Below are 16,097 nucleotides of genomic sequence, written 5' to 3'. Positions count from 1 at the left end.
GTGGAACTCGCCTGGTACGCCCTGCTCGGCCTCTTCTTCGCCACCTACCTCGTGCTCGGCGGCTACGACTACGGCGTCGGCCTGCTGCTGGCTCGACGTGGCCCGGCGCCGGGAAGCCGGGCCACGCTCACCGCGCTCGGGCCGTTCTTCCTCGGCAACGAGGTCTGGCTGGTCGCCGCCGTCGGCATCCTGTTCGGCGCGTTCCCCCGGCTGGAGGGCGAACTGCTCTCCGGCTTCTACCCGGCCGTGCTCGCCGCGCTGGCGGGGGTGGTGCTGGTGACCGCCGGGGTGCAGTTGCGCAGCCGCCCGGCCTCCGCCGCCGCCCGCGCCCGCTGGGACCGGGTGGTGGTGGTCGGCTGCGTGCTGGCCGCGCTGGGCTGGGGCGCGGTGCTCGCCGGGCTGCTCCAGGGCGTGCCGTTGAGCGCCGACGGCCACGTGGTCGGTGTCGGTCATGTCGCCACCCCGTTCGTCGCCGCCGCCGGGCTGGCGCTGCTCGCGCTGGTGGCGGTGCACGGTGCGACGTTCCTCACGCTCCGGCTGCCCGCCGCCGAGGCCCCGGCGCTCGCCCGGCTGGCGAGCGGCCTGGCGCCCGCCGCACTCGTCGCGGTCGGCGCGGCCACCGTCCTGGGTGTGCTCTCCGATCGGGTACGCGCCGCTGTGGCGCGCCCGGCTGTCGCCGTACTCCTGCCGTTGGCGCTCGTGGCGGCGCTGCTGGCGGCCCGCGCGGCGCTGGGGCGGGGCCGGGCCGGGGTGGCCTTCGCGGCGACCGCGACGGCGCTGGCGCTTCCGGCGCCGCTGATCGGAGCCGCGCTCTGGCCCCGGATCCTGGTCTCCACCACCGACCCGGCGGCGTCGCTCACGGTGGCCGAGGCGGCCGCCGGCCGCCCGACGCTGGCGCTGTTGGGATGGCTCGCGTTACCGCTCCTGCCGGCCCTACTAGGCTTTCAGGCGATGTGCTGGTGGGTTTTCCGGGGACGGATCGACGGCAGGGCACCGGTGTACTGGTGAACCGCCGCCCGTTCGACCCGCGTCTGCTGCGTCGGGTCCCCGCGGCCCGGCGCGACCTCGCCGTGCTCGCGGTGCTGGGCGGGCTCACCGCGCTGCTGGTGATCGCCCAGGCCACCGCGCTGGCGACACTGCTGGCGACGGCGTTCGACGGGCGGCTGCACCGGCCGGCGCTCGCCGGGTTCGTGGCCGCTGTCGCCGGGCGGGCGCTGGTGAGCTGGGCGCAGGGCACCGTGGCGGCGCGGGCCGCCGCCACGGTGAAGGCGGCGCTGCGCGCCGACCTGCTCGGCGCGGTCGGCCGGCACGGCCCCACCTGGGTCGCCGGACAGCGGGCCGGGCAGCTCGCCACGCTGGCCGGGCGCGGCCTGGACGCGCTCGACCCCTACTTCACCGGCTACCTGCCGCAGCTCGTGCTGAGCGTCACGGTGCCGGTGGCGGTGCTGGCCCGCATCGTGTTCGCCGACTGGAGCTCGGCGCTGATCATCGCGCTCACCATCCCGCTCATCCCGATCTTCGGCGCGCTGCTCGGCTGGCAGGCGCAGGCCGCCACCGAACGGCAGTGGCGGCGGCTGTCGCTGCTCGGTGGGCACTTCCTCGACATGGTGGCCGGGCTGCCCACGCTGCGCGCGTTCGGCCGGTCCCGGGGGCAGGTCGACGTGGTACGCCGGATGGCCGACGGCCACCGCCAGGCCACCATGAAGACGCTGCGGATCGCGTTCCTGTCCGCGCTGGTGCTGGAACTGGTCGCCACGCTCTCCGTCGCGCTGGTCGCGGTGCCGGTCGGCATCCGGCTGCTCGGCGGCGGCCTCACGCTCTCCACCGCGCTGCTGGTGCTGCTGCTCACCCCGGAGGCGTACCTGCCGCTGCGGGCCGCGGGCAGCCGGTTCCACGCCAGCATGGAAGGACTCACCGCGCTGGACGAGGCGCTCACACTCTCCGCCACCGACGCGCCCGCCACCGCCGAACCGCGCCGTCCGGCGCCGCGCGGCCGGGGTGAGATCCGCTTCGAGGGCGTCACAGTCGCGTACGACCGGACCACAGCGCTGCGCGACGTCACGCTGACCGTCCGGCCCGGCGACCGGGTGGCGATCATCGGGCCCAGCGGCGCGGGCAAGAGCACGCTGCTCAACCTGCTGCTCGGCTTCGTCGCACCGACCTCGGGCCGGGTCACGGTCGACGGGGTGGACCTGGCCGGCGTCGACCTCGACGCCTGGCGGCGCGAACTGGCCTGGGTGCCGCAGCGGGCGCACCTGTTCGCCGGGTCGCTCGCCGACAACATCCGCCTCGGCGCGCCGGACACCTCCGATGCCGCGCTCGCCGCGGCGGTCACCGGCGCCGCGCTCGACGAGGTGGTAGGCGCCCTGCCCGACGGGCTGGACACCCGCCTGGGCGAGCGCGGCCACGGCCTGTCCAGCGGTCAGCGGCAGCGCGTCGCCCTGGCTCGTGCGTTCCTGCGGGACGCGCCGATCGTGCTGCTCGACGAGCCGACAGCGCGGCTGGACAGCGCCAGCGAGGCGGTCGTGCTGGACGCGACCCGGCGGCTGGTCGCCGGACGTACCGCGCTGCTCGTCGCGCACCGGCCCGCGCTGCTCGCCGACGCCGACCGGATCCTGCGCGTCGAGGACGGCCGGGTCACCGAACTGCACCCGACCGCCACCGGACCGGCGGTGCCGCGATGATCCCCGTCTCCCCCACCCGCCCGGTGGTGACCCGGTGACCGCCGCCGACGGCGTGACGCCTGTGGGCCGCGAGCCGGCCGGGCCGACAGCGGTTCCGGTGCCGCCCTCCGGCTCGCCGGAACCGCCCGCGCCCGCCCGGCCCGGCGCGGAACGTGCGGTGCTGCGCCTGGCCCGGCCGTACCTGAGCCGGCTGCTCGGCGCCGGGCTGCTCGCCGCCGCCACCGAGTTCGCCGGCTTGGCGCTGATGGCCACCGCCACCTGGCTGCTGATGAGCGCCGCCGGCCGTCCGCCGCTGGACCGGCTGACGGTGGCCATCGTCGCGGTCCGGGCACTGGCGGTCAGCCGGGGCGTGTTCCGGTACACCGAACGGCTCGCCGGGCACGACGCCGTCCTGCGCATGATCACCGACGTGCGGGCGCGCGTCTTCGCCACGCTCGCCGCCCGCCGGGAGACCGGCCGCCGTACCGGGGACGCGCTGAGCCGGCTGGTGTCGGACGTGGAGGCGGCCCAGGATCTGCTCCTGCGCGTCCTCGTACCGGGTGCGGCGGCAGCGCTGGTCAGCGTGCTCGCGGTCGGCGTCGCCGCGCTGATCTCGCCACCGGCCGCCGGTGTGCTCGCGCTCGGCCTGCTCGTGGCGGGCGTGGCGCTCCCCGCGCTCGCCGCCCGGATCACCCGCCGCGCCGCCGACGAGGTGGCCCCGCTGCGGGGCGCGCTCGCCGTCGACGCGGTCGACCTCACCCACGGCGCCGCCGACCTGGCCGCGTTCGGCGCGACAGGCGCCGCGCTCGCCGCCGCCGACGAGCGGGCCGGACGACTGGCCCGGCTGGAACGAAGGCTCGCCGCGACCGGCTTCGCGGTGGACGCGCTCGGCGTCCTCGTGGCTGGTCTCACCGCCGCCGCCGTGGTGGTCGTGGCGCTGCGCGCCGAGGTCGGCGGCGTGCTGGTCGGCGTCCTCGCGGTCGGCTCGCTCGCCGCCGTGGAGGTGGCGCTCGCGCTCGTCGCTGCGGCCCGCCAGCGCACCCAGCTGCGGGCCGGGCTGGCCCGGGTCGCCGACCTGCTCACCGAGCCCGGCCCGGCGACCCCACCGGACGCGCCGGAGCCCACTGTCGACGGCCACGACGTGCGGTTCGCCGACGTGACGGTCCGCTACCGGGCCGGCGCCGCCCCCGCCCTGGCCGGATTCGACCTCGACCTGCCGGCCGGCCGGCGGGTGGCGGTGGTCGGGCCGAGCGGCGCCGGCAAGAGCACGCTCGCCGCGGTGCTCACCGGCGCGGTACGCCCCGACACCGGCCGCGTCACCGCCGGCGGCGTGCCGGTGTCCGAGATCCCGGCCGAGCACCTGCCCCGGGTGGTCGGCGGCCTGCTCGCCGAGGCGTACGTCTTCCACGCCACGGTCAAGGAGAACCTGCTCCTCGGCCGGCCGGACGCCACCGAGGCGGACCTGACCGCCGCGACCCGGGCGGCCGGACTGCTCGACTGGGTACGCGAACAGCCAGACGGCTGGGACACGGTGGTCGGCGAGCAGGGCGGGCAGCTCTCCGGCGGGCAGCGGCAGCGGCTCGCGCTGGCCCGCGCGCTGCTGGCCGCCCCGCCGGTGCTGGTGCTCGACGAGCCGACCGAGGGGCTCGACCCGGCGGCCGCCGACGCGGTGCTGAACTCCACGCTCGCCGCCACCCCGGCCGGGCACTCGGTGCTGCTGATCAGCCACCGGCTCAGCGGCCTCGCCGGGTTCGACGAGATCGTGGTGCTCGAAGGCGGCCGGATGGTGCAGCGCGGCCGGCACGACGAGCTGGTGGCGCGCCCCGGCTGGTACCGGGAGCAGTGGCTGCGCCAGGAGGCGGCCGAGCGCGGCTACCTGGCGATCATGCCCTGACGTCCGGCCGATCGGGGTTTTCCCTGACGCGGGTGTCGCCCGCCGGTGGCAGGCTTACCCGCATGCGGGTGCATGAGGAGGCAGTGGTCGACCGCCGGCTGCACGAGTTGTCCACGCGGTTGCACGGACCGAACCGGCTCAAGGCCGACCTGCTGACCGAGGCGCGGCACGCGCTGGAGGACGCCGTCGAGGCGTACCGGGAAGGGGGCCTGCCGCGGGCGGAGGCGCAGCGGCGGGCGGTCGCCGAGTTCGGCAGCGACGCCCAGCTCGTGCCGGGTTTCCAGGCCGAGCTGGCGGTCGGCGCGCTGCGCGGGCTGGCGCTGCGCACGCTCGTGGTGGCGGTGGTGCTCATCGCCGCCGGTGACCTGACCTGGCAGGGGTCGAGCTGGAGCGACGGTCCGCCCCCGCCACAGAGCTACCTGCTGCTCTCCGCCGCGCTGAACGGCATCTGGGGCGTGGTCGCCGCGCTGGCGCTGGTCGCGCTGCTGGTCGGTCCGCTGGTCGCCCGGTGGGGTTCACCGCGGCTCGTCCGCCCGGTGCGGCTGATCGGTTTCGGTCTGACCGGCAGCCTGCTGCTCGGCGCGGTCGCCGGGGGCGCGCTGTTCGGCTGGTCGATCGGGCTGTGGGACGCCGCGCTCACCTGGCCGCCCCTGGTCATCGGGATGGTGGTGGTCTCGGCGGCATGGTTCGCGCTGGCTCGGGCGGCCCGCTGCTGGGTGCTCGCCGACCGCCGGCTGGCCGGCTGAGCGGCCGCCCCTCGGCCTTGCTGCTCGGGCGTTCGGCTGCCCGCTCGGCGGGCCGGGCTGCCGCCGCGGTCAGGCCGGTGCGGTGGGTGGCTCGTCCGCGCCGAGGAACCGTCCGACGGTGGCGCTGAACTCGCGCCAGCCGGCCCGCTCCCCCGCCAGCGCCCGGCCGCCGGCATCGGTCAGCTCGTAGGTGCGGCGCTCCCGGCCGTTCACAGTGCTCCAGGTGCTCGCCACCAGCCCGGCCCGCTCCAGCCGGCGCAGAGCCGGATAGATGGTGCCGGTGGGCAGATCCAGCGTGCCGCCGCTGCGGGCACGCAAGGCCTCGATGATCGCGTAGCCGTGCAGCGCGCCCCGTTCCAGCACGGCGAGCAGCAGCGCGTCCAGGTGTCCATGCAGCGCCTGCGCCTTCATGCGTAGCAACGCTACTTGTCGCGCCGCCGCGACGCCAAGGGGTGCGACTCCCGGTCGGAACCGTCGCCCACTAGGGTATGTGCGCAGAGTCACTCGGCGGCGCGACGCCGTCGGGTGGGCAACCCGAACGCACACGGAGGTCAGCGTGGCCCGCCAGTCGCCCCAACGGCCCGACGCCGACGAGCCCGAGCTCGACGACACCGACGCCGCCGCCGCGGCCGACGAGGTCGAGGAGGACCGCCCGCCGGCCGACCGCGCGCTCTGGGACGAGGTGCGGATCGACCCGGTGGAGATCGCCCTGCCCGCAGGCACCGGCTTCACGCTGCGGGCGTACCGGCAGGCGCGCGAGCTGACCCCGACCGACGTCGCCGAGCGCGACCAGGACGACCCGTTCCTGGCCCGCCGTCAGGTCGTCGAGACCGAGGAGGACGAGGAGGTGGTGATCCTCGACGAGGAGTTCGCCGCCCTCTCCGCCGAGGAGGACGACGAGGACGAGGAGAAGGACGCCAAGTCCCGCCGCAAGGGCAAGGCCGACGCCTCGGACGACGAGAAGGCCGAGGCCGACGAGGACGACGCCGAGGACGACGAGGACGAGGACGAGGCGGGCGACGAGGAGGTGCCGGTCTTCCTCACCCACAAGGGCCGGCTCCTGCTGTTCAAGACGCCGGAGTCATTGGTCACTTTCATCCGTTCCGGTGCGCCCAACGACCTGTCCCAGCTGGACAGTTGGAATGAACTGTCCGAACGGCTGGAGCCGGCCGACATCGCCCCGCTGGACGAGGACACATACGAGCTCGACCTGGTGGTGGAGAACCTGCGCGGCGGCCACGACGCGTGGGACCACGAGCTGCTCATCGAAGCCGGTGAGATCGCCCGTGACCTGGCGTACGCCCTGCGGCTACCCGCCGTGCTGGACATGCTCTCGGCGGGCTCCAGCCTGGACGACCTGGACGAGGCGCTGCGCGCTTCCGTCAACGGTGGCGTCGGTGGTTTCCTGGGTCGTCGGCGGCTGAAGAAAATCGGGGCACAAACCGCAAGTTTGGGTTGGCGCACCATTGTCGGCAAGATCTCTGCGGTTGTGGACTGGCGCGACTGACCCGGAGCGGGGAGCATCAGTCTCTGGCAGAGCAAGACCTGTGTCCCGGGAGGAGGACGACGCCGTGGCGCTCGTGCGCGTGTACTGCGGTCTGGCCTCGGCAGATCCGGCCGACCGAACGGCTTCGGCCGGAACGACGCTGACGTCCGCTGTGGTCGACGACGCAGGCCGTCTGCTGCACGTCTGCGAGATCGGTGACGATCCCGCCGGTTACGCCCGGCTGGTCGCGCTGCTGGTGGAACGGTCCGGCGGTCCGAGCGGCGCGGCCATCGCCGCGGACAGCGACGACCACATCGTCACCTCGCTGCTGAGCGCCGCCGGCCGCCCGCTGGCGATCGCGGACGACGACTCGGTCGACGACTTCGCCGAGCGCTTCGCCGACGACGACTCCCTGGAGGAGATGCAGTCCCCGCCCGCCGAGCGCCGGGCGGTCGGGCTGGCCCGTGCGCTCCAGGCCGGCGCGCTCTCCGCGGTGACCCTCCCGGCGCCGCGCGAACTCGCCGGATACACGCAGGTCCTGGCCGCGCACGCGGCGCTGGCGAGTGGCCGTCACTCCGCCGCCGTGACACTGCGCGAGGTGCTCCGCGAGCTCTACCCGGCCGCGCTGCGGGCCTACCCGGATCCTGCCGACCGGGTCGCCCTGGCGGTCCTCGACGCGCTGCCCGAGCCGGGGATGCTCACCGGCCCCGCGGGCCGTGGTGGCCGGGACGGCGCGCTGGCCGCCGACGCGGTCGTCGCGCAGCTGGCCGGCGAGGGCGTGGCCGACGCCGACGCCGTCTCCGACGCGGTGACCGCGCTGCGTGTCGCCATCTCCGAGACGCCCCGGCGGGCCACCGTCAACCGCACGCTCACCGCGGCCGTCGCCGAGACCGTACGCCAGGCCGTCGCCTCCGTCCGGACCTGTGACGCCGGCTGCGACGCGCTCGTCGGCGCGCTCGCCGAACGCACCGCTCCCACTCCCGCGACCGGCCGCCGGGCCGCCGCCCGACGGGGCGAGCAGGTCGACGAGCTGGCCTCGACGCCCGCGGCCGACCTGCGTCCGGTGCGCTCCATCCAGCCGGACCCGATCGCCGAGCCCCACCGCGGTCGTCCCGAGCCGGCCGGGGCACCCGAGCCGGCCGGCCGTCGCGGTCGTCCCGAGCCGCTCCCCGGCGGGCGGCGCAGCCGTCCGGAGCCGGTGTCCGGTCCGGCCGCCACGACGACGCCCCGGCCGCTCGGCCCGCCACCCGTCGCGCCCGCGCCCGTCACGCCGCCGCCGGTCGCCCCGGCGCCGGTCACGCCCGTCGCTCCGGCAGCAGCACTGGGCCGGCCGACCTCGGCTCCCCCGGCGCGGCCCGAGCCGACCGGCGCGCCGCTGCCGTCGCGGGTGGACGGCCCCACCAACCGGCCGGTCTCCGCGCCGCCTCCGCCGCCACCCGGGATCACGCCGATCGCCCCGTCCCCGCGCGGCGCCGTGCCGCCGGCCGAGGCCGGCGAGCCGTTCCGCCCGACGCTCACCACCGCGGCCATCAACAAGGCGCGGGCCGAGCGGCAGCGCACAGTCATCCCGCCCCGGCCGAAGACCAACCAGAACCCGCACCAGGAACCGCCCACCGGTGGATTCAGCGCCACCGACCTGAGCATCCCGGTGCCGGCCCCGCGCCCGCCCGCGCCGGAGGCGCCGCCGGGCTCCCGGGCGAACTGGCCGCTGGTGAACACCGAGGACGACACCGCCCGGGAGCGGGAGGGCACCACCTACCCGTACGGGCGGGGCGTGGACGCGCCGAGCGACCCGGGCCGGGTCACGCCGCCGTGGCTCGCCGACGACCTGCCGCAGGAGCCGCCGATGCTGCGGCTGGTGGAGCCGCCGCCGCTCGCCGACCGCGCGCTGCGCGACGAGATGGGCCGGCCGGCCGACCCCGGCCTGGAGACGCCCCCGCTGCGTCTCGTCGACCAGGGCGACCCGGGCCGCGTACCGCTGCCCGCCGCGCCCGAGCGGCGTCCCGCCCCGAAGGAGCACCGGCCGCCGCCGGTCTCCGACGAGGGTGACGGCGACCTGCTGATCTTCGCGCAGGCCAAGTCCGCCTGGTTCGTCGGCCACGGCGACGAGGCCGACCTGGAGTGGTCGACCACCGCCGACACCGGCTGGCAGGCGGCCGAGCAGGCGGCCCGTCCGGCCGTCGGCGCCGAGACCAAGGCCGGGCTGCCGAAGCGCGTGCCGCAGGCCAACCTGGTCCCGGGCTCCCCGCTGCGCGAGGAGCGTCCTCTGCGGATCGTCCGGAACGCGGCGAGCCTCGCCGAGAACACCACCGGATACTTCCGGGGCTGGCGGCGCGGCCAGGAGATCGGCGGCTTCGCCGTGGGCGGCCGTCCGGGCCGTGAGGCGGCCGGCGGCTGGGACTTCACCCGCGACACCGGCGACCGCGACGACGACCGGGAGTACGAGTACCGCTCGGCGGGCTACCGCTCCTGACCGGGCCCGCCGGGGTGTTCCATCCCACACCGGGACGATTTGACGCTGGGCTGGACCGGCCGGGAACATACCCGGCGGACCAGCGGCGGCGCCTGTTCGCCGGGGTGGGAAGGCGATTCCATTGGCGACACCGGCGTTCGACTCCACTGTGCTCACCCGGCGGGGCGTCCTCGCCGCCGCTGCCGGGAGCCTGCTGCTCGCCGGGTGCGCGCCGCAGGGCCAGCGGCCGGACGACGGCCCGTCCAGCAGCGCGCCGAGCGACCAGGACCTGATCGTCGGCGCGAGCCTGGAACTGACCGGCGCCGGGTCGCTGCTCGGCGTCGCCCAGCGGCAGGCCCTTCAGCTCACCGCCGACTCGCTCAACCGCACCGGCCTGCCGGTCGGGAACCTGGTCCGGTCGGTCCGGCTCCAGATCCTGGACAACGGCAGCAATCCCGAGGTCGCCGCCCGCCACGCCGCCGAGTTCACCCGGGCCGGCGCCCAGGCGCTGATCGGCGGCGTGCTCGGCGAGACCTCGGTGGCCCTCGCGGCGGCCGCCCAGCGGGTCAAGACGCCCTTCCTGTCCCTCGGCTACGGTGACCGCATCGCGCTGCCGCTGGACGAGCGCACGTTCACCTACAAGCTCACCCCGGACGCCGTCGACATGGCGCGTCGCCTGGTGGAGCTGTTCGAGTCCAAGAAGATCCGGCGGGTGTCGGTGCTCGCCGCCGACGGGATGCACGGCGACTCGGGTGTGCGGGCGATGCGGGAGGCGCTCGCCGACAGCAGCACCGACCTGGCCCGCACGGTACGCCTTCCGGCGACCGGCCGGCGCTTCCGTACCGCCGCCGAGCGCGTCGCCGGGGGCCAGCGGGACGGCGTGGTGGTCTGGGCTACCGCACCCGACTCCGGTGTCGCGGCACGGGAACTGCGCGCCGCCGGCCACCGCGGCCCGATCTTCTTCGACGCCGGCGCGGTCGCCGACGACACCGTGCAGGGAGCGAACGCCGCCGCCGTGGAGGGCGCGTACGCGGTGCACCCGGCCTGCCTGGACGTCTCCGCCGCCACCGCCACCACGACGGCGCAGCTGGCCCGCCGGGACTTCGTCAACCGCTACACGCAGCGGCACGGCGTCAGCCCGAACTTCGCCCCGTACGCCTCGGACGCGCTCCAGCTCCTCGCCACGTCGGCGCGGATGGCGACGAGCCTGGACCGGGGCCGGCTGCGGGCGCTCCTCCAGGCGCAGACCGTCGAGGGCATCGCCGGCGGATACGCGTTCCGCGCCGACCGGCACGGCGGCATGGAGCCCGACTCGCTCGCCGTGTACCAGGTGTTCCGGGGCAACTGGACCCGGTACGCCTGACCTCACCCGTCGCCCGGTGACCGTCCCGCCTGGAGGGTCACCGGGTGATCGCGTACCGTGTCCGCCCCCAGACGGCAGGAAGCGCCCGGTGGCCCTGAGGCCGCCGGGCGCTTCCGCGCGTCGGTCAGGCGGGCGCGACGGCCCGCGAGCGCCGCATGGTGAGCACGTACTCGACCAGCGAGATCAGCACGTGCTTCGTGGACTCCCGGTTCCGGGCGTCGCACGGCACCACCGGCACGTCGCGGGAGATCGCCAGCGCGTCCCGGACGTCCTGCGGATCGTGGTACTGCATGCCGTCGAAGCAGTTGATGGCGATCAGGTACGGCAACCGCCGGTGCTCGAAGAAGTCGATCGCGGCGAAGCAGTCGGCGAGCCGGCGGGTGTCGACCAGCACCACCGCGCCGATCGCACCCCGGACCAACTCGTCCCACATGAACCAGAACCGCGTCTGACCCGGAGTACCGAACAGGTACAGGATCAGATCCCGGTCGATCGAGATACGACCGAAGTCCATCGCCACCGTGGTCGTCGTCTTACCCGGCACCTGCCGGGTGTCGTCGACGCCGACACCGGCGGAGGTCATGATCGCCTCGGTGGTCAGCGGCGTGATCTCGGAGACCGAGCCGACCAGCGTCGTCTTGCCGACGCCGAACCCACCGGCGATAACGATCTTCGCCGACGTCACTCGGCCGCTCGGGGCCGGCGGCCGGTGCGACATGTCAGAGCCTGCGAAGTCCACTCAGCACCCTCTCCAGCAGTTCAGTGCCCACCGCGTCGTCGGAGTCGTCCAAGATGGTCGGCTCGTGGACCGCGACCAGGCCGTCCGTCGCCATGTCGGCGATGAGCACCCGGGCCACGCCGAGCGGAAGCTGCATCCGCGCCGCGATCTCGGCGAGCGACTGCACACGTCCGTCACACAACGCGGCGATGTACTGGTGTTCACGACCGTGGCCGCCACCATTGCCAGTGGCAACCGCTCGGCCGCGCACCGTCGTCTCGACGAGTGCCTCCAGGGCGATGTCGAGCCGGGGACGGGTACGGCCGCGGGTAACGGCGTACGGCCGGACCAACGCTCCGGTCGGCTCGTCACGATCCGCCATTTCGCCGCTCACCTCCCTCGTACCCGGCACCGGCTCGCCCCGGTGGCATCCGTCGCTGTCGTAGTTGTTCCCGCACCTGACCCACCGGCCAGCGCGTCATTCAGCCCATCATCCCCACAGCCGTACGCGGCTGCGGCGTCAGGGCATCGCCCACCCGGTCCACGAGCAGGGCCATCTCGTACCCGACCTGACCCACGTCGCAGCTCCGCGCCGCCAGCACAGCGAACGACGAGCCGTCGGAGATGGACATCAGGAACAGGAAACCGTTGTCCATCTCGACGACTGTCTGCAACACCGCTCCGCCCTCGAAGCAGCGGGCCGCGCCCTGGGTCAGGCTGACCAGACCGGACGCGATCGCGGCGAGCTGGTCGGCGCGGTCCCGCGGAAGGTCACGGGACGAGGCGAGAAGCAGGCCGTCGGCCGAGACCGCGACCGCGTGCGCCACACCGGGCACCCGGTCGGCGAAGTTGGCGAGCAGCCATCCGAGATCCTGCGTAGTAGTCATCCTTGTTGCTCCTTCTGCCCGCTCCCGGCCACCGGGCCTGAGCCAGACTGCGAGGACTGCTGCCCGCCCGGAGTGCCCTCCGGGCCGGTCGTGTTGCTGTCGGTGTTACGCCCGCGCTGTACGCCCCGATGGTAGGCCGAGAGCAGGCCCCGAACACCCTCCGGAGTACGCCGCTGCACCGACGCGGAAGGCTTCTCGATGCTGCCGGGCACGAGCTGCGCCATCGGCGTCCGCTTCGGCAGGCCCTTCTGGGTGGTCTCCGCAACCGGGACCTCGGTGGCCGCCGACGCGGCACGCCAGCCGTCGTCGGCCGCCGTCTGCCACGGGGAGGAGGACTGCGGCGACGCGGTCGGCTGCCGGGTGGGCAACCCGCCGGTGTGCGCGGGACGGGCGTTCCCGTTCGCCGCGCCGTTGTCACGCGGTGCTCCGCCGGCCGTCGGAGTGTGTGCCATCGGCGTGTTACCTGTCGTTGCGGGTGTCTTCTGCGGCACGGGCCGGCCGGCCGTGTCCACCTTGGCGAACTGCTGGGTGGCGGCGCCGCCGTTCGTCGTCGCGGCCGGTGCTGCCGACTCCTCGTTGGGTCCGGGCCGGCGGGTGCGGAACCACGCCGACTCCAGCTCCCGGAAGATCGGCAGCTCCATCGTCTCGTCCGCGTACCGCTGACGGTTGCCCTGCTGCTGCGGCGCGGCCGGGCGTGCCACCGGTGCCGCCGGGCGGTTCGCCGCCGGGGCCTCGGCCGGCCGGCTCGCGGCCGGAGCGGCGGACGGCTGGCCGGCCGCCTGCTGCGGGGTGGCCGGAATCTCCGTGCGCGGCACCCGGGGTAGCTCGGTGGTCATGTCCATGCCACTGGTGGGCCGTTCCGGCGCCGCCGGAGCCGGGGTCGGCGCGACCGGCGGCCAGACCGGCGGGGCGCTGACACCCGGTGCGGGCATCGGACGTGCCTGCGGCTGGTTCGCCGGCGGCGCGGAGGCCGGGTACCCGGCGGCGGGCTGCCCGGACACCGGCGCGGGGTGCCCGGAGACCGGCGCGGCCGAGACCGGACGGTACGGCAGCGGGTCGCCGGAGACCGGCGCCGCGGAGACCGGGCGGCCCGAGAACGGGTCGCCGGAGACCGGCGCGGCCGAGACCGGGCGGTACGGCAGCGGGTTGCCGGAGACCGGCGCGCCGGAGACCGGGGGCAGCGGCGGGGCCGACACCGGCGGGACCGGCGGCGCGGAGACCGGCGGCGGGCTGTAGGGCCGCGCCTCCGGGCTGCTCGGCAGCTGGCGCGGGATCGCCGGCTGCTGGCCGGTGCTGCCCGGGTCGCCGTCGGCCGGGTTGCGCCGCTGCGGCAGCGGGTCCGTCGACTGGCCGTTGGGCCGGCCGCCGAATCCGCCGTCGCCGCCGGACGGGCTGGCGCCGGTCAGGTCGGACCAGGCCGGCATGGCACGGCCGCCACCGGCGTTCGCCGGGGTGCCCGAGCCGTTGCGCGGCGCCGGGTCGAAGGCGCGTCCGCCGAGCGTGACCTGGTTGCCCGAGGAGCCCGGGTGGGGCGCCGGCGGCAGGCTCGGCGGGTTGTTGTTGCCGAAGGCGGCCAGGGCGCCGAAGGCCGGTGCCGGGCCGTTCTGCTGCGGGCCCGCGGCCGGCAGGGCCGGTCCGGGCAGGCCACGGCCGGCCAGGGCGCGCGGCACCAGGACCGAGGTCGGCAGCGTCACGTCGGCGACGGTGCCCCGGTCGGCACCCGGCCGCAGCTCGACCCGGACGCCGTGCCGGGCGGCCAGCCGCGCGACCACGACCAGGCCCATCATCCGGGAGACCGCGACGTCCACCTGCGGCGGCGTGGCCAGCCGCTCGTTGAGGTCGCGGAGCTGGTCCGGGCTGATGCCGATGCCGCGGTCCTCCACGTAGAGGGAGGCGCGGTCGCCGACCCGCCGGGCCTCCACCATGACCTGCGAGTCCGGCGGGGAGAAGGCGGTGGCGTTGTCGAACAGCTCGGCGACCAGGTGCACCAGGTCGTTGACCGCGTGGGCGGCGACCTCGATGTCCCGGTCGATCACGCCGAACTCGATCCGGGTGTAGTGCTCGACCTCGGACTGGGCGGCGCGCAGCACGTCGATCAGTGCGGCGGGCTCGCGCTGCACACGGGTGGAGTCCGCACCGGCGAGGACCAGCAGGTTCTCGTCGTTGCGGCGCATCCGGGTGGCCAGGTGGTCGAGCTGGAACAGCTCGGCCAGCCGGTCCGGGTCCTCCTCGCCGCGCTCCAGGCGGTCGAGGTGGCCGATCAGCCGGTCGACCAGGATCTGCGAGCGGCGGGCCAGGTTGACGAACATGGTCGCAACCGAGGCCCGCAGGGCGGCCTGCTCGGCGGCGGTCCGGACGGCCTCCAGGTGGACGGCGTTGAACGCCTCGGTCACCTGGCCGAACTCGTCCTTGCTGCGCACCGGCAGCGGCTCGGCGATCTGGTTTGCCAGTTGCACAGGGGAGAGCTGGCCGGTCACCTGCGGGTCGCGCAGACGGGCGACCGCCTGTGGCAGCCCGTACTGGGCCACCGCCAGGGCGCCCTGGCGCAGGTCGCGCAGCGACCGGGCCATCGAGCGGGCCACCAGGTACGCGAACAGGATGGCCAGCAGCAGCATGGTGAGCAGCAGGCCGGTCTCCAGGAACACCTGGCGCTGGGTGTCCGAGCGCAGCGCGTCGGCCTGCCGGACCACGTTGCCGTCGAGCCGGGCCTCCACGGTCCGGATCAGCTTGGCGTTGGCGACCATGGTCTGGTCCCACTGGTCCGCCCCGAACGGGGCGTTCTCCATCGAGCCGTTGTTGTTGCCCGAGACGAAACTCGTGAAGCGGTCGGCCTTGCGCAGGTCGGGCCCGGAGACGGTCTGCTCGTAGAACAGCTTGTCGGGCTCGGTGGCGACCGACTGGAAGGTCGCCAGCGACTGCGACTGGCCGGTGCCGCTGGCGATGAACTGCTCGCGCAGCGCGGCGGTGTACTGGTTCTGGGTCAGCGCCTGGTGGACGACGACCCGGCGCTGGGTCAGGTATTCCTTCTGCCGGGCGACGGCGGCCGCCGCGCGCATCCGGTCGCTCAGGTCGTTGTTGCCGGCGAGCTGGGTGGCCGAGTCGCGGATGGCCAGCAGGTCCTCGATCAGCTGCCGGTACGCCTGGTCGGCGTCGTTGATCTTCAGCTTGCCGTTCAGCACCTGGCTGCGGGTCGCCGGAAGGTCCTTCAGCTGGGTGTCGATCGTGTCGAGCAGCCCGACGAAGTTGCGGGGCAGGTCGTCGATCTCGCCACGCTGCCGCAGGTACGGCGACTTCGCCTGGTCCACCCGCTGGTTGGCGCGGTTGTAACCCTCCTGGTACTGCGCCCGGGTCTGGAACTCCTTCGCGCCGAGGAAGAGCACGGCGCCGACCCGCTCGTCCTGCACGGTGTCAACCAGGTCACCCGAGTAGCCGATCAGGTTGGCCAGATCCCCCGCCCGGTTGGCATTGTTGAGCGTCTCCAGGTGGTCGACCAGACCACTGGTGCCCACCACGACCGTGGCGATGGTCGGCACGATCATGATCAGACCGAGCTTGGACCAGATCGGCATGTCGCGCAGCCGACTCATCGGCCGGCGCAGCCGCGACAGGAAGGAGCCCGCCGTCGTTGGCCGTTTGCTCACGTCACCGCCCTCGCATTACCGCACCCCGCGCCACCCTGAGGGCAACGCCGAGCGACCGACCCGGCGGGTCGGACCTCCGAGATTCCATCACGCCGCTCCGCAAAGAGAAAGCCCAGGTTGTCCCTCACCGGAGGTGTGATGAGATGTTGATGCAATTTGATAGCAATCCGTCTGGCCGGAGTCACTGAAGGTAATGGAACACCCGCACCGCGTCGTCCTGCTCGCCGGCCCCTCCGGGTCCGGAAAG

Annotated in this window: 12 protein-coding genes; 7 read left to right on the top strand and 5 right to left on the bottom strand. The window is 74.9% G+C overall.

Going from position 1 to position 16,097, the window contains the following annotated elements; all coding sequences use genetic code 11:
* From ML5_RS05235 to ML5_RS05220, 4 genes are all read left to right on the top strand, one after another.
* Positions 1–1,008: a cytochrome d ubiquinol oxidase subunit II gene (locus ML5_RS05235; RefSeq protein ID WP_013473977.1), complete on the top strand. Its 1,008-nt coding sequence runs from the start codon at positions 1–3 to the stop codon at positions 1,006–1,008.
* Positions 1,005–2,684, top strand: coding sequence for a thiol reductant ABC exporter subunit CydD (cydD, locus tag ML5_RS05230; RefSeq protein WP_013473976.1), 1,680 nt, complete (start codon positions 1,005–1,007; stop codon positions 2,682–2,684). Before ML5_RS05235 ends, cydD begins: the two co-directional genes overlap by 4 nt.
* Before the next feature lie 34 nt (positions 2,685–2,718).
* Positions 2,719–4,557 (top strand): thiol reductant ABC exporter subunit CydC, encoded by a 1,839-nt coding sequence (gene cydC / locus ML5_RS05225; protein ID WP_013473975.1) that lies wholly within the window; start codon positions 2,719–2,721, stop codon positions 4,555–4,557.
* A gap of 62 nt (positions 4,558–4,619) precedes the next feature.
* Entirely contained in the window at positions 4,620–5,303 is a 684-nt protein-coding gene (locus tag ML5_RS05220; protein ID WP_013473974.1) for a permease prefix domain 1-containing protein, read from the top strand.
* A gap of 69 nt (positions 5,304–5,372) precedes the next feature.
* Here ML5_RS05220 and ML5_RS05215 read toward each other — a convergent pair whose 3' ends face one another.
* Complete coding sequence (locus ML5_RS05215) at positions 5,373–5,714, bottom strand: PadR family transcriptional regulator (protein ID WP_013473973.1); 342 nt, start codon at positions 5,712–5,714, stop codon at positions 5,373–5,375.
* A 145-nt stretch (positions 5,715–5,859) separates the two neighbouring features.
* Between ML5_RS05215 and ML5_RS05210 the strand changes: the two genes are divergently transcribed.
* The 3 genes from ML5_RS05210 to ML5_RS05200 all read left to right on the top strand — a co-directional run bounded on the left by ML5_RS05210 (position 5,860) and on the right by ML5_RS05200 (position 10,604).
* Complete coding sequence (locus tag ML5_RS05210; RefSeq protein WP_013283997.1) at positions 5,860–6,810, top strand: hypothetical protein; 951 nt, start codon at positions 5,860–5,862, stop codon at positions 6,808–6,810.
* A 40-nt stretch (positions 6,811–6,850) separates the two neighbouring features.
* Positions 6,851–9,262: a hypothetical protein gene (locus ML5_RS05205; RefSeq protein ID WP_013473972.1), complete on the top strand. Its 2,412-nt coding sequence runs from the start codon at positions 6,851–6,853 to the stop codon at positions 9,260–9,262.
* A gap of 121 nt (positions 9,263–9,383) precedes the next feature.
* A complete protein-coding gene (locus tag ML5_RS05200) occupies positions 9,384–10,604 on the top strand; it encodes an ABC transporter substrate-binding protein (RefSeq protein ID WP_013473971.1) in 1,221 nt (406 codons plus the stop codon).
* Positions 10,605–10,728: 124 nt separating this feature from the next.
* Here the strand turns inward: ML5_RS05200 and ML5_RS05195 are convergent, their stop codons facing one another.
* The 4 genes from ML5_RS05195 to ML5_RS05180 all read right to left on the bottom strand — a co-directional run bounded on the left by ML5_RS05195 (position 10,729) and on the right by ML5_RS05180 (position 15,850).
* Positions 10,729–11,322 carry an ATP/GTP-binding protein gene (locus ML5_RS05195; RefSeq protein WP_013283994.1) on the bottom strand — a complete coding sequence of 198 codons (594 nt, stop codon included), beginning with the start codon at positions 11,320–11,322 and terminating at the stop codon, positions 10,729–10,731.
* 1 nt (position 11,323) lies between these two features.
* On the bottom strand, positions 11,324–11,704 hold the full coding sequence (locus tag ML5_RS05190) for a DUF742 domain-containing protein (protein ID WP_013473970.1): 381 nt from the start codon (positions 11,702–11,704) through the stop codon (positions 11,324–11,326).
* 100 nt (positions 11,705–11,804) lie between these two features.
* The gene (locus ML5_RS05185; RefSeq protein ID WP_013283992.1) at positions 11,805–12,209 is read right to left on the bottom strand and encodes a roadblock/LC7 domain-containing protein; all 405 of its coding nucleotides are present in this window, start codon (positions 12,207–12,209) and stop codon (positions 11,805–11,807) included.
* Positions 12,206–15,850: a nitrate- and nitrite sensing domain-containing protein gene (locus tag ML5_RS05180; protein ID WP_013283991.1), complete on the bottom strand. Its 3,645-nt coding sequence runs from the start codon at positions 15,848–15,850 to the stop codon at positions 12,206–12,208. Before ML5_RS05180 ends, ML5_RS05185 begins: the two co-directional genes overlap by 4 nt.
* Positions 15,851–16,097 lie beyond the last annotated feature (247 nt).

The sequence above is a fragment of the Micromonospora sp. L5 genome (assembly GCF_000177655.2).
GTDB classification, from domain to species: Bacteria; Actinomycetota; Actinomycetes; order Mycobacteriales; family Micromonosporaceae; genus Micromonospora; species Micromonospora aurantiaca.
This window is presented reverse-complemented; position numbering and strand designations above follow the sequence as displayed.